Annotated in this window: 13 protein-coding genes; 6 read left to right on the top strand and 7 right to left on the bottom strand. The window is 58.4% G+C overall.

Annotated elements, in window-relative coordinates; translation table 11 throughout:
* Nucleotides 1–2,193, top strand: a 2,193-nt coding sequence (locus GHN86_RS14735; RefSeq protein WP_153382020.1) for a T6SS phospholipase effector Tle1-like catalytic domain-containing protein, incomplete at its 5' end; no start/stop codon positions are given.
* 3 nt (nt 2,194–2,196) lie between these two features.
* Here GHN86_RS14735 and GHN86_RS14730 read toward each other — a convergent pair.
* A complete protein-coding gene (locus tag GHN86_RS14730) occupies nt 2,197–2,919 on the bottom strand; it encodes a TorF family putative porin (RefSeq protein ID WP_153382022.1) in 723 nt (240 codons plus the stop codon).
* A gap of 189 nt (nt 2,920–3,108) precedes the next feature.
* Nucleotides 3,109–3,288, bottom strand: coding sequence for a hypothetical protein (locus tag GHN86_RS14725; protein ID WP_003441690.1), 180 nt, complete (start codon nt 3,286–3,288; stop codon nt 3,109–3,111).
* Between the two features lie 358 nt (nt 3,289–3,646).
* On the opposite strand from GHN86_RS14725, the gene GHN86_RS14720 reads away from it, so the two are divergent.
* From GHN86_RS14720 to GHN86_RS14710, 3 genes are read left to right on the top strand one after another with little or no spacing between them, the layout of a single operon-like run.
* Entirely contained in the window at nt 3,647–4,483 is an 837-nt protein-coding gene (locus tag GHN86_RS14720; RefSeq protein WP_153382025.1) for a S1 RNA-binding domain-containing protein, read from the top strand.
* 22 nt (nt 4,484–4,505) lie between these two features.
* Complete coding sequence (locus tag GHN86_RS14715; RefSeq protein WP_153382026.1) at nt 4,506–4,910, top strand: DUF2177 family protein; 405 nt, start codon at nt 4,506–4,508, stop codon at nt 4,908–4,910.
* Between the two features lie 56 nt (nt 4,911–4,966).
* The gene (locus tag GHN86_RS14710) at nt 4,967–5,878 is read left to right on the top strand and encodes a DMT family transporter (RefSeq protein ID WP_153382028.1); all 912 of its coding nucleotides are present in this window, start codon (nt 4,967–4,969) and stop codon (nt 5,876–5,878) included.
* Here GHN86_RS14710 and GHN86_RS14705 read toward each other — a convergent pair.
* The gene (locus tag GHN86_RS14705; RefSeq protein ID WP_153382029.1) at nt 5,826–7,007 is read right to left on the bottom strand and encodes an MFS transporter; all 1,182 of its coding nucleotides are present in this window, start codon (nt 7,005–7,007) and stop codon (nt 5,826–5,828) included. The two genes, GHN86_RS14710 and GHN86_RS14705, sit on opposite strands and share 53 nt — an antisense overlap.
* 103 nt (nt 7,008–7,110) lie before the next feature.
* Here GHN86_RS14705 and ptrR point away from each other — a divergent pair, with 103 nt between their 5' ends.
* Together ptrR and GHN86_RS23895 are read left to right on the top strand one after the other, a co-directional pair.
* Entirely contained in the window at nt 7,111–8,007 is an 897-nt protein-coding gene (ptrR, locus tag GHN86_RS14700) for a putrescine utilization regulator PtrR (protein ID WP_323369518.1), read from the top strand.
* Nucleotides 8,008–8,145: 138 nt separating this feature from the next.
* A complete protein-coding gene (locus GHN86_RS23895) occupies nt 8,146–8,271 on the top strand; it encodes a PA1414 family protein (RefSeq protein ID WP_267129116.1) in 126 nt (41 codons plus the stop codon).
* Nucleotides 8,272–8,322: 51 nt separating this feature from the next.
* Here GHN86_RS23895 and GHN86_RS14695 read toward each other — a convergent pair whose 3' ends face one another.
* Genes GHN86_RS14695 through speB form a run of 4 tightly spaced genes read right to left on the bottom strand, consistent with a single transcriptional unit; the run spans nt 8,323 to nt 12,655 of the window.
* Nucleotides 8,323–9,702, bottom strand: a complete 1,380-nt coding sequence (locus GHN86_RS14695) for a sodium:solute symporter (protein ID WP_153382031.1) — start codon at nt 9,700–9,702, stop codon at nt 8,323–8,325.
* A gap of 34 nt (nt 9,703–9,736) precedes the next feature.
* A complete protein-coding gene (locus GHN86_RS14690; protein ID WP_153382032.1) occupies nt 9,737–11,248 on the bottom strand; it encodes a purine-cytosine permease family protein in 1,512 nt (503 codons plus the stop codon).
* Between the two features lie 21 nt (nt 11,249–11,269).
* On the bottom strand, nt 11,270–11,695 hold the full coding sequence (locus tag GHN86_RS14685) for a YybH family protein (protein ID WP_153382034.1): 426 nt from the start codon (nt 11,693–11,695) through the stop codon (nt 11,270–11,272).
* Nucleotides 11,696–11,704: 9 nt separating this feature from the next.
* Nucleotides 11,705–12,655, bottom strand: a complete 951-nt coding sequence (speB, locus tag GHN86_RS14680) for an agmatinase (RefSeq protein WP_323369519.1) — start codon at nt 12,653–12,655, stop codon at nt 11,705–11,707.
* Between the last annotated feature and the right edge of the window lie 160 nt (nt 12,656–12,815).

Genomic DNA, 12,815 nt, shown 5'->3' with positions numbered 1-12,815 from the left:
TCGGGGCTGAGCATGGCGACTGGGGGCGAGAATCGTATTAACTGGGGGCTGACCCGGTTGCTCGATGCCCTGAAAGTATCCTGTCGTGAACAACGGCTTGCGCCTGCTGATGCCTACGCACTCATCCAGAAAATGGGCACTTCCGTGGGCATGGATGCGTTAGGAGCTTCGCTCGTCACTGACGGTTATGCCCGCCGCAAGGCAGTCCTTGAAGCTGTGATTCGCGAGTTACAAAAAAAGGTCGAATTACAGAACCGCATGAAAACAGCCCCGCTGATCAAGGCCATGCGTTTGTATGTGTACGGCTTTTCTCGCGGTGCTGCCGAAGCGCGGACCTTTGCCAATTGGCTGGAGGCGTTGACCAAAGTCGAGGTCGAAGGTGAAACCTGCTATTTGTTTGCCGGGTTGCCCATCAGCATTGCTTTTATGGGGCTGTTCGACACCGTGGCGTCGGTGGGTGTGGCGTATCTGGCGCCGTTTGCCAGTGGGCATATGGGCTGGGCTGACAACTCGCTGCGGCTGTCGGATTCGGAGGTGTTTCTGGAACGCTGCGTGCATCTGGTCTCGGCCCATGAGCAGCGCGCCTGTTTCCCGCTGGATTCAATACGACGCAAAGCGCGACCTGACGATCCGCTTTGCCCGTCGACCTATCGCAATAACACGGTTGAATACCTGTACCCCGGCATGCACTCGGATGTGGGTGGTGGCTATCCGCCGGGTGATCAGGGGAAGTCGCGGGAGGGCAGTCATGAGGTACTTTCGCAAATCGCCCTGCACCATATGTTCAGTGAGGCCTACAAAGTCGGTGCGCCTTTGCAGGCACCCAGAGATTCGCTCCATGCTAATCAACGGGAACGGAGTCCTTGGTTAATCATGGAAGATGAAACCCTTGAGTCCTACGACGTTTCTGAATCCCTCATCCAACACTTCAACACCTGGCGCACCACCCTGATTCCCGGCCCGCTGGAAACTGCGATGGAACATCAGGCCGGGCTGATCACCGGTTGGCGGATCAATCGTTACGCCAGTTACTGGTTCGAGGATTTAGCCGCTTTTTCTCACGTTTCCGGTAAATACCCTGGCGAAAGCCCGGACATGACCGCTGAAGAGCGCGAGGCGTTCAAGGCGTTGCACGGGATGCAACTGGCAGAAGATCAGGCCGCTCGCTCCGGCCAGCCGTTACCCGAATGGTCGGACAGCGAGCGCGCAGCGCGTACGCAGCATGAGCAGACCAAGCGGGCCTTCGAGCAGCGCATCGGCGCGTCCACGCGCATCGCCATCAACACCGCCAAAACCTTTGAACCCGCGCTGGACCATGCCCAGCTGAGGGCCGCCATGAACGAGTTCCGCAGGGACTACCTGGCCGAGTGGCAGTTGCCGGAAAATTCCGAAATGTTCAGTCTCGGCCGGTTCGTCAATATGGCCGCTGGCGGGTTGGTGTATCTGACCAACGAAGAGGACGAGGCCCAGCAGTACGTAGCCCTGCGCCGGGCGGGCAATCGTGCCTACAAGCGCTTGTTCACCGAGGACAATAAGACGCGCGATGATGAGGCCAAGCAACTGCTGACGCTGTTCGATGACTATGTGCACGATTCACGCGCCTGGTTTATGCATTCATCGCTGGGCGAGCGCGAACCGTTCAGCGACTACTTTCGTTACCGTACTATTTTCTTCGACGATGAGAGCAACAAGGCGTTGTCGTTGCTGGCCCGGGCAGGGCAGGTGGTGGGGGTTGCCGTGGCGATTGCCAGTGTGGGCTTGAGCATCAAGCGCCGTGATCCGCGTTATCTGGTCGGGCTCATTATTCCTTCGTTGGGCCTTCCGGTGTTTCGCGGCCAAGTCGGGGCACCTGAATTCAGCGCCATCGACACGCTGACCTGCATAGCCTTGCCGATGCTGGAAGACACCCAAGGCGTTCGCACGTTTACCCAAAACCCGCGCAGCGCCCTTAAACTGCTCGACTCACTGCCATTGCCACCCGCGCTCGACGAAACCACCGCGGCCACCCCGGCCCTGCAAGCCGTATTAACCGCTGCGCTGGCTGCGGCGGCCGTGCGCAAAGCCGAGAAAGAGGCGGCGTATCAGGCCAGCCTGACCCCGGAAGACAAACGCCGTTTGCTGGAAGCCGAAGAGCTTGAGGAAAGAAAACGCCAGTGGGTCGAGCAGGCCAAAGCGGCCGCGAGCAAGCTATGAGAGCTAGTAAAAGCTGCGCTCGGCCTTGAAGGTCAGCAGTCCGTCACACTGGCTGTTTTGCCCCGAATAGGCGGAACACTCGGCGCCATCGAGGCTGGAGTCGCTGTAGATCAGGTTCAGGTCAATGCCCATCCACGGGCGCGAGAAAGATATCGACCAGTCATTGAACGCGCGCACGCTGCCCCCATCGGCGATGGACACGGGAGTGCCCAGTTGGTGGGTGGTGTATTTCATGCGGACCCCGATACCAAATGGCTGATTGACGCCAAGGTCGGCAAACAGCGTGCTGTCGTGTCGGTCCGGGTCATTGCTGAAGGCTGCACCAAAGCGAGTGCCCAATACGGTAAGCCCGGCAAAGATCTGCTGACTGTCGAGGGCCGTGACTTTGGGGTAGCTGTAATGAATCAACCCCAGCTCGTAGCTCAGGCTTTGGTCGAAAGGGTGTTTGTAGCCCAGGTACGAGTCGACTTCGAGGTTGCTGCCGGGTTTGATGCCCATCGTCGGTGCCCATTGCCCTACATACCAGCCGCTTTCATGGGTCACATCCAGGCCGCCGTGAAAGGTCGAGCCAGGGCTGGTGGGCTTGACCAGACCCTGCGCCATGCTGCGGGTCGGTTGCGTGGCAAGCTTGAGGTCGAAATCACCCAGCTCGCGGGAAAACACTTGCGCATTCACCATCGTGCTGGCCAGCAACGTGCCGGTCAGCAGTAACGTCTTTGTGAGCATAGTGACCTCCTTGGCAGCTGCGAGGCTTGATTTAGACGCTTCAGAGCATACGGATGAATGCCAGCCGACGAACGCCGTTCGTCAGTTTTTGACTTTTCAGGAAGGTTTGGTGCGAAATAAACGGGGTAATGCGAGAGTCCTGGCGCTTTGAAGGGCAAAGCGCGTAAGGACCGGGTGACGCGAGGGGTGTTATTTTTTGCCGAGCGTGATTTGCTTGGACGGGCCGAAAGTTTGGCCGCTGACACCTTTGTTGATTTGCTGGATTTCGCCGCCGGATTTCAGGAATGCTTCGATTTGTGCATTGATGGAATCACTGGTTTCAACAGCGGGAGCTGGCTTTGCTTTGCTGGCGGATGCTTTTACACGCATGGCGGCTATTGACCTGTAGAAAATAACTAGGTCGGCGATAGTACCTGAAAGGCTTGACAAATGCTTGTTAAATATCTTTCTAAAATAACTGAGGCGCACGGAGAATACATATAATGATCGAGCTGATAGTTCTCTAACTCGCTGTTTTAATTCACAACCCCAGCCTTTTTCTGGTGAAGGCGGGGCAGGCTTTCAACCGCTGCAAGACCGCTTTTGACTGACGAGTGGCATTCGGGGTGCGACAAAAAGTCCTGATTTATCAGGCGCCTCAGGGTTTTTTTGATGGCCGGGCAGCACCGCGCCAATGCGCCCACCTAAACTCGGGTAGAATGCCGCCCACGTAATGAGGGTATTGGACATGGCTTTAATCGGTCGCTACAACAGTTTGCAAGTGGTTAAACATACAAACTTTGGTTTGTATCTGGATGGCGGGGCGGACGGTGAAATACTCTTGCCTAACCGATATATTCCCAAAGATATTCCAAGTGAAGATGAAGACTGGCTTAACGTCTTTGTTTATTTGGACAGCGCTGACAAGTTAATTGCCACCACTGAAAAACCTAAAGTTCAGGTCGGTGAATTTGCCAGCTTGAAAGTCGTGGAAGTTAATAGCATCGGTGTGTTCCTGGATTGGGGCCTGCCGAAAGATCTGCTGTTGCCGTACTCCGAAGAAAAACGCCAGATGACCGCCGGCGAATATGTCGTGGTCCACGTCTATCTCGACAAGCACACACGCCGCATCACCGCCACGGCCCGCCTTGACCGCTACCTGGACAAAACCCCGGCCAACTATCAAGTGGGTCAGGAGGTTGATTTGTTGGTGGCTGAAGCCACGGACATGGGCTTTAAAGCCGTGATCAACAACAAGCACTGGGGCTTGATCCACAAGAACGAAATCTTCAAGTTCATGCGTGCGGGCAAGCAAGAGAAAGGCTTTATCAAGGAAATTCGTGCTGACGGCAAAATCAGTCTGAGCTTGCAGCCAGTCGGGCAAGAAGCCTCCAGCAGCTTGAATTCCAAAATCCTCAGCCAGTTGCGTGACAACAACGGCGTGTTGCCGGTCAGCGACAAAAGTGCGCCTGAGGTCATCAGCAACCTGTTCGGTGTCAGCAAGGGCAACTTCAAAAAAGCCATTGGTGCGCTCTACAAGGAAGGCAAGATTGCGATCCACCCGGACCGCATCGAATTGATCTGAATAACAACCCAAGGAGGTCGGCATGAGCAAGGCAGTGTGGGCGTATAGCGGTGCGTTACTGGCTTTTCTGGTGCTCGACGGCCTGTGGTTGGGTGTGCTCATGAGCTCTACCTATAAAGAGCTGCTGGGTTCACTGATGCTGGCCCAACCCAAGTGGGGGCCAGCCATTGTCTTCTACCTGATGTACGTACTGGGCGCGGTGTACTTTGTGGTCCTCCCGGCCCTGAGCCGAGGCAGTGCGCGCAGGGCTGCGCTGGGCGGTGCGTTCTTTGGGTTGGTGGCCTATGGCACTTACGACATGACCAACTGGGCGACGCTGCAAGGCTGGTCGGCCCAGTTGGCATTGATGGACATGGCGTGGGGCGGTTTATTGACCTGTCTCGCCTCACTCTCAGGTTATTGGGCCGCTCGCAAAATGGCGGCTTGATCCGCTCCAATCCCCCCGTTTCCCACTGAGCTGTTGAGCTTTTTTCAGGTAGTACTATGAGTGTTTCGCGGCGAGCACCGGATGCTTTCGCACTGCAGGTCATGTTAGGACTGTGCCTTATTTGGGGCGTGCAACAGGTCGTTATCAAAATTGCAGCCCCAGACATTGCACCGGTGATGCAAGCCGCCTCACGTTCCGGTATCGCAGCGCTGCTGGTGGCCGGGCTGATCTGTTGGAAAGGCGGTTGGGACCAGGTGCCCGCCACCTGGCGCGCCGGTTTGCTGGCCGGTTCGTTGTTCGGTCTGGAGTTTTTCTTTATCGCTCAAGGCCTGGCGTTGACCAGCGCCGCTCATATGTCAGTGTTCCTCTACACCGCGCCTATCTTTACCGCCCTTGGGGTCAACTGGCTGCTGCCCAGCGAGCGCCTGCGGCCGTTGCAGTGGCTGGGGATTTTTCTCGCGTTTGTAGGCATCGCGTTCTCGTTTGCCGATATGGATCGCAACATGCTGCTGGGGGATGCCTGCGGGATACTGGCGGGCATGGCCTGGGGCGCAACGACGGTGGTGGTGCGTGGCTCGCGCTTGGCTGAAGCGCCGGTCACGCTGACGTTGTTTTACCAATTGATGGTCGGATTCATCGGGTTACTGCTGATTGCCGCACTCAGCGGTCAGATCAGCCATGTCAACCTGACCGCTGTGGCGGTGGCCAGCGTACTGTTTCAGGGGCTGGTGGTATCTTTTTTCAGCTACCTGGTGTGGTTCTGGCTGCTCAAGCGTTACATGGCCTCCAACCTCGCGGTGTTCTCGTTCATGACGCCTATGTTCGGTGTCACGTTTGGCGTGCTGGTGCTAAAAGAACCCTTGAGCGCTAACTTTATAGCGGGCGCTGTATTGGTGTTGTTGGGGATTACTTTTGTCAGTGCCGAGCAGTGGATCCGTCGCAAGGTGCGAGCGCTACTGGAGCGCTAACTTTTTGCACGGCCAGCAGCCCGGCGAGGACCAGCCCGCTGGCCGCGACCATCAGCGCCGGGTGCAGGCCGCCACTGAAATGGCTGCTGAGGGCGGCGAGCAATGGCCCGCAGAGTTGGCCGACGGCGAAACACGCGGTCAGCAGAGCGGCATTGCGCTGTGTGGCGTGGGGCGCCAAATCGCGCGAGCTTTGCATGACCAGCGGCATGCAGGCTAAAAATGGTGTGCCGCACAGGATCACACCCAGCGCCAGCCCGGCGCCGCTCGGTAAAAGGCACGCCAGCACCCCCAGCGCCTGAACCCATAAAGCGCCCATTAACCACCAGCGTGTAGTGTCCGGATCAGGGCGGCGCACACTGATCAGTACCACCCCAATCGCTGCACACAACCCAAAGGCGGGCCAGAACAAGTCCGCTTGCCACTGGCCGTGAAACTGGGCGCTGGCCATCTGCGACAAAAAGGTAGCGGGGATGATGTAGCCCAAGCCATACAGTCCATAAATGGCGCCCAGCCGGCTAATGCCGGGTTGGCGGGCTGCACGGGGGGCAATCGGAGCTTGAACGGGAAGTGCGGCCGGTTTTGGCAATAGAGGGCTAATACCCAGCACCATGATCAGAGCAGCCGCCGCGTAAATCAGCCACAGCGTGGCCGAGCTTTGCCCGTACAGGTTAGACACCAGCGCCAGCAGGCCGGTAAGCAGGACACCCACGCCAGGCCCAGCAAACACCAGTGCGCCCAGTCGAGGACGGTTGGCACTGACGGCCAGTTGCTGGCTCAGTGAGGCGATCATCACCATAACCCAGGCACTGGCGATACCCGCGCCGAAGCGCAACAGCAGATGGGGCCAAAAGCCGTGCGCCCAGAACGACACCAGCGTCAGCCCGACACACAGCCACAAGCCGATGTGCAAGCGTGCCTGCACTTGTTCGGGACGCTTGGCGCGCATCGCATCCAGTGCGCCGACCAAATATCCGAGGTAATTGGCAGCCGCAATCAGGCCGGCACCCGTGAGGTCAATCTGGCCTTCACTGATCAAATGCGGCAATTGCGGGGTGAGTGAAAAACGGCCAATGCCCATCGCCATAACAAGCGCGATAAAGCTGGCGATCAAGCGGGTCAGGGGAGACATGGTGCTGATTCCTGAGTGAAGACAATGACCGTCAGGCTATCGAGCATTGACATTCTATAAAAATGAATAATAGTGAGTGACTTGTTCAGTTTTGGAGAATGCGGTGGAATTCAGCCAATTGCGGATTTTTCAGGCCGTGGCCGAGGAAGGGTCAATCACCCGTGCGGCTGAGCGTTTGCACCGGGTGCCCTCTAATCTGTCGACCCGACTCAAGCAACTGGAAGAGCAGATGGGCGTTGATCTTTTTTTGCGAGAGCGCCAACGCTTGCAATTGTCGCCAGCAGGTAAGGTGCTGCTTGATTACACCGCGCGTCTTTTCGCCCTGCACGATGAAGCCCTGAGTGCTGTTCAAGGGGGTATGCCGTCTGGCACGTTCACATTGGGAACCATGTACAGCACGGCGGCTATTCATCTGCCAAGTCTGCTGGCGCGCTATCACCGGACCTACCCGGCGGTGAATCTGCAGGTGCAGTCAGCACCCAGCGGCGAATTGCTCACTGGCCTGCTGACCGGGGAACTGGATGCTGCGCTGGTTGATGGACCGCTGGAGTTGGCCGGGCTGGACGGCATTGAGTTTTGCCAGGAGCAACTGGTCTTGATCAGTGATCTTGACCGCCCTGCGATTACCCGTGCTCAGGATGTACAGGGCAGTGAGGTGTTTGCCTTCCGCAGGGGATGCTCGTATCGGGCGCGTCTTGAGGCCTGGTATGCCAGCGACCGGGCGGCGATGGGCCGGGTCATGGAGATCGAGTCGTATCAAGGCATGCTGGCGTGTGTGGTGGCCGGTTCAGGGGTCGCGTTGATGCCCGCGTCAATGTTGGCCAGCTTGCCGGGGCGCGAAAATGCGCGTGTACATCCTTTGCAACAACCTTTCTCCAACGCCACCACCTGGCTGATGTGGCGAAAAGGGCGGGTGGGGGCCAACCTCAACGCTTGGATCGAGCTGCAGCAGGCACGGCCCGCCAGTGTTTCAGCGTTGCAACAAGGGATTTCTGCGTAGGCCCTATATAGGACTTATATGTAGGAGATTAGCCTAAAGTTCATTGACCTTAAGCAAGCATCTTGTAGGACTTAGGACTATTATCTGTCTGAAGCGATCGCAGAATTAACGTCGCCAGCGTGACCCCAAGGGGGAAATATGAAAGACAAACTGCAAACCTGGCTCCATGACCTCGGCGTTGCCTTGGGTTTGCTTGAGCCGCCCATGCAACCTGTGCCGATCCCGGTCGAAGATCCGCGCCGTCGGCCGCAACGCCGGCGGTAAGTCGGTACCCTCCTGCAGAAGCAACACCCGGTTGCTCCTGCAGGCTCAGTCTCAGACGGCGCTTGCCAGCGTGGCAGGGCGTCGGGCCGTCAGGCTGACCAGCACAAAACTGACCAAGGCCACACCCAGGCTGTAGTAAATCGGCGTGTTGGCTTCCAGCCCATCCTTGAACATAAACACCAAGGCCGTGATAAAGCCCAGCCCCATGCTGGTAATGGCGCCGGCAGTGGTGGCGCGTTTCCAGAATATCGCCCCGATCAATGGCACCAGCATGCCGCCGACCAGCAGGTTATAGGCCAAGGTGAGGGCGCTGATCACGTCATTGACCACCAGTGCGATTCCCAGCACGGCAAAGCCGGTCAACAAAGTAAACAGCCGGTTGATGGCTAGGCTCGATTGCTTGCCGCCGCGCAATTTAGGCAGCAGGTCTTCGGTCAGCACCGTGGAAGCCGCCAGCAAACCGGCGCTGGCGGTGGACATCATGGCGGCCAGTGCAGCGGCAATCACCAGCCCGCGAATGCCGTCCGGCAGCGACATTTTGACGATGGCGGCAAAGGCGTTGTTGACGTTGCCCAAATCCGGAATCAGCACGTGGGCGGCCATGCCGATCAGGGCGCAGGTCAGGCCATACACGACGCAATAGACGCCGGCCACGGTGCCGGCATACTGGGCCACTTTTGGGGTTTTGGCGGTAAACACGCGCTGCCAGATGTCTTGCCCGATCAGAATGCCGAAAAAGTAGATCATGAAGTACGTGATGATCGTGTCCCAGCCGATGCTGGTAAAGCTGAAGCTTGCGGCGGGCAGTTTGCTCACCAGTTCATCCCAGCCGCCCACTCGGTACAGGCAAATCGGCAGCAGGACAAACATCAGGCCGACGGTTTTGATCACAAACTGCACGATGTCAGTCAAAGTCAGCGACCACATGCCGCCAATGGTCGAGTACACCACGACCACGCCGCCGCCCAGCAGTACCGAAACCCAGAAGGGCAGACCGAAGAGCACTTCCAACACGGTGCCGATGGCCAGAATGGATGTCACCCCGATCATCAGTGCGTAGGCCAGCATGATCACGGCACTGGCCTGACGGGCCATCGGGTTGTAACGCTTTTCCAGCACCTGAGTCACGGTGAAAATTTTGAGCTTGAGCAGCGGCTTGGCCAGAAACAGGTTGAGCGCGATGATTCCGCAACCCAGCGCGGCGCATAGCCAAAAGCCGGAAATCCCGTGCACATAACCCAAGCGCACGGTGCCGACGGTTGACGCGCCGCCCAGCACGGTGGCGGCCATGGTGCCCATGTACAACGTCGGGCCCAGGTTGCGACCTGCCACCAAATAGTCTTCGTGGGTTTTAGCCTTGCGCATGCCGTAGTAACCCAGCACCAGCATTGCCGCAGCGTAGATAAGGACGACCAGTAGATCTAAAGCCATGAGGGCGAATCTCCAGTTTATTGTTATGAGGCGCTCAGGCGATGCGAGGCATCACGGCAGGTTTCAGGGCAGCGGTGCGCTCACGGCGCGGATCATCGGGCGCAAAGACCGCGCCAGGTTCCGGGAACAGGCTGAGCAGGGCCAGGTACATCAGCGACGCCAAACCGAGTGTGACCGGCAGGCTGATGTCGATGCCTTGGGCCAGATTGCCCAGTGGCCCGACGAACTGGCCCGGCAAGTTGACGAAGCACAGGCCCACCAGCGCGCTGGGAATCCAGGCGCCCAGTCCGCGCCAGTTCCAGCCGTGCTTGAACCAGTAGCGACCGCCGCGCTCGCCACGGGTGAACACCTGCAAGTCATCCGGGCAATAGAAACCGCGGCGTGTGATCAGGCCGATGATCATGATCACCATCCACGGCGTGGTGCAGGTGATGATCAAGACAGCAAAGGTCGAGACGCTTTGCACCAGATTCGCGGCGAAGCGGCCTATAAAGATGAAGGCAATCGACATGACCCCGATCAGCAACGTCGCCTTGACCCGCGACAACAGTCGGGGGAACACGCTGGACAAATCCAGCCCGGTGCCATACAGCGACGTGGTGCCAGTGGACATGCCGCCGATCAGGGCGATCAGGCACACCGGCAGAAAGAACCAGCTCGGCGCTACCGCCAGCAGCCCGCCGACATAGTTATTGGCGGCGATATAGTCCGGTGCGTTGCTAGCCACGATGGTGGCGGTCGCCAGACCAAACACAAACGGGATCAACGTCGCGAGCTGCGCTGCAATCACCGCCAGCAAGATACGACGCTTGGGTGTGTGGCGGGGGATGTAGCGGGACCAGTCGCCGAGGAACGCGCCGAAGGAAATCGGATTGCTCATGGCCACCAGTGCAGCGCCTATAAAGGCGGCCCAAAAGCCGGTTTGACCGAGTGCGACACTGCCGGCGAAATGGCTGTCAAAGGCCGGAGCAAACGCGAAAATCCCCAGTAGAAACAGCAGGCTTGCGGCCCACACGGCAATGCGGTTGACCCACAGCATAAAGCGGAAGCCGTAGATGCAGACGGTCAACACCAGAATCGCGAACACGCCATAGGCCAGGCCCAGACTCAGGTCGGTTTCGGGTAGACCGATCATGCGTTTGGCGCCGCCGATCAACGCATCGCCGGAACTCCACACCGAGAGTGAAAAGAACGCGATGGCCGTCAGCAGCGACAGGAACGAGCCGACAATGCGTCCGTGCACGCCGAAATGCGCCCCGGAAGACACGGCGTTACTGGTGCCATTGATGGGCCCGAACAGGCCCATCGGCGCCAGTATCAGCGAACCGATGACGACCCCGAGCACAATGGCCCAGAGCCCGGCTTCAAACGACAGACCAAACAGCACGGGAAAACTGCCCAGCACGGCCGTGGCAAAGGTATTGGCGCCGCCGAAAATCAAGCGAAACAAATCGCCTGGCCCGGCACTGCGCTCGTTGTCCGGGATCTGTTCGACCCCGTGGGTTTCTATCTGACGCACATTTTTATGGTTATTTTTATTATTCATGATCAGCTCCGATCACATTGGCTAAGGGGGCGGCAGCCCTTCCGGCATCGCGGACAAATGTTCATGACAGGCCAGCCACAGGCCTTGTTGTTCTTGTGCGCTCGATCCTTGCCTCTTGAAGACAATGGTCTCGCGTTCCTGGCTAAAAAGTTGCTCCCCATGCATGCGCAGCTCGGTGGCCACGTCATGCACAAACACCGCCATGTCACCGTGCAGGCTGACAAAGGCGTTGCTCGAGGTGCAGCTCAGCACCTCGAAGCCCTCGTCCCGGCGCCAGCTGTCCCACAATGCCTGATAGGCGTCGCGGTTCAGCAAGGGCTGGGGCAGGGTGTAAAACACGAAGCTGGCATCGGCGCTGAATGCGCCGAAATAGGCTTCACGATCATTGCGCGCAAACGCTGAAACCAGTTCAGCCGCAGCGCCGAGCACCTCATCGCGATCGCTCATGTTCGATCCTCAGCGGTGCGTCACGCCAGGGAGCACGCAGAGCATTTCGTAGAGCAAGTTAGCGCCCAGCAAGGAGGTGTTACCGGTGGTGTCGTAAGGCGGCGAGACTTCTACCAGATCGCAACCCACCAGGTCGAGGCCTTGGCAACCGCGGATCACTTCAATCGCCTGAATGGTGGTCAGGCCGCCAATTTCGGGGGTGCCGGTGCCAGGTGCCCATGCCGGGTCAATGCCGTCGATGTCGAAGCTGAGGTACACCGGGCCGTCCCCGACTTTCTCGCGGACTTCGGCCATCAGTGGGGCGAGGGATTTGTGCCAGCACTCTTCGGCCTGCACCACACGGAAGCCTTGTTTACGGCTCCAGTTGAAATCTTCAGCGGTATAACCCTGCGCGCGCAGGCCGATTTGCACGACGCGGTCGCAATCCAGCAGGCCTTCTTCCACGGCGCGGCGGAAGGTGGTGCCGTGAGCGATTTTTTCGCCAAACATATGGTCGTTGACGTCGGCGTGGGCATCGATGTGCACCAGTCCGACCTTGCCGTGCTTTTTATGGATCGCCCGCAGGATTGGCAGCGTGATGGTGTGGTCGCCGCCCAGCGTCATCGGGATCACATTGTGCTCAAGGATTTCGTCGTAGGCTTCCTCGATGATGCGCACGGCGTCCAACAGATTGAAGGTGTTGATCGCCACGTCGCCGATGTCGGCCACGGAGAGCGAGTCGAAAGGGGCGGCGCCGGTGGCCATGTTGTAGGGGCGGATCATCACAGATTCGGCACGGATTTCGCGAGGGCCGAAGCGAGTGCCGGCGCGCAGCGACGTGCCGATGTCCAGCGGCACGCCGACAAAGGCAGCGTCCAGCCCGGCGGCGGATTGTAAATGAGGCAAACGCATCATGGTGGCGATGCCGGCGAAGCGTGGCATTTCATTGCCACCCAGTGGTTGATGAAGAATTTTGTCCACGGTAAGGGCCTCGTCGTTTGTTGTGGTTATGGCGGCCGATTCTGCGAAAGCTGCGAGGCGGGAAGAATCGCTGGGGGCAAATACTTAGTTCAGGTTTTTCTAAACTAATGGTCGGGATCTGGGTAGACTTTGCGCCTTGGCTTCAAGAGCACCACATATC

The organism is Pseudomonas helleri, assembly GCF_009600315.1.
Classification (GTDB): domain Bacteria; phylum Pseudomonadota; class Gammaproteobacteria; order Pseudomonadales; family Pseudomonadaceae; genus Aquipseudomonas; species Aquipseudomonas helleri_A.
This window is presented reverse-complemented; position numbering and strand designations above follow the sequence as displayed.

What these genes read in the sequence shown, in the direction of transcription:
- GHN86_RS14685 (WP_153382034.1), bottom strand. Translation starts at nt 11,695, where the DNA reads ATGAGCGATCGCGATGAGGTGCTCGGCGCTGCGGCTGAACTGGTTTCA.
- GHN86_RS14730 (WP_153382022.1), bottom strand. Translation starts at nt 2,919, where the DNA reads ATGCTCACAAAGACGTTACTGCTGACCGGCACGTTGCTGGCCAGCACG.
- GHN86_RS14725 (WP_003441690.1), bottom strand. Translation starts at nt 3,288, where the DNA reads ATGCGTGTAAAAGCATCCGCCAGCAAAGCAAAGCCAGCTCCCGCTGTT.
- GHN86_RS14690 (WP_153382032.1), bottom strand. Translation starts at nt 11,248, where the DNA reads ATGAATAATAAAAATAACCATAAAAATGTGCGTCAGATAGAAACCCAC.
- GHN86_RS23895 (WP_267129116.1), top strand. Translation starts at nt 8,146, where the DNA reads ATGAAAGACAAACTGCAAACCTGGCTCCATGACCTCGGCGTTGCCTTG.
- GHN86_RS14710 (WP_153382028.1), top strand. Translation starts at nt 4,967, where the DNA reads ATGAGTGTTTCGCGGCGAGCACCGGATGCTTTCGCACTGCAGGTCATG.
- GHN86_RS14715 (WP_153382026.1), top strand. Translation starts at nt 4,506, where the DNA reads ATGAGCAAGGCAGTGTGGGCGTATAGCGGTGCGTTACTGGCTTTTCTG.
- GHN86_RS14695 (WP_153382031.1), bottom strand. Translation starts at nt 9,702, where the DNA reads ATGGCTTTAGATCTACTGGTCGTCCTTATCTACGCTGCGGCAATGCTG.
- GHN86_RS14705 (WP_153382029.1), bottom strand. Translation starts at nt 7,007, where the DNA reads ATGTCTCCCCTGACCCGCTTGATCGCCAGCTTTATCGCGCTTGTTATG.
- GHN86_RS14720 (WP_153382025.1), top strand. Translation starts at nt 3,647, where the DNA reads ATGGCTTTAATCGGTCGCTACAACAGTTTGCAAGTGGTTAAACATACA.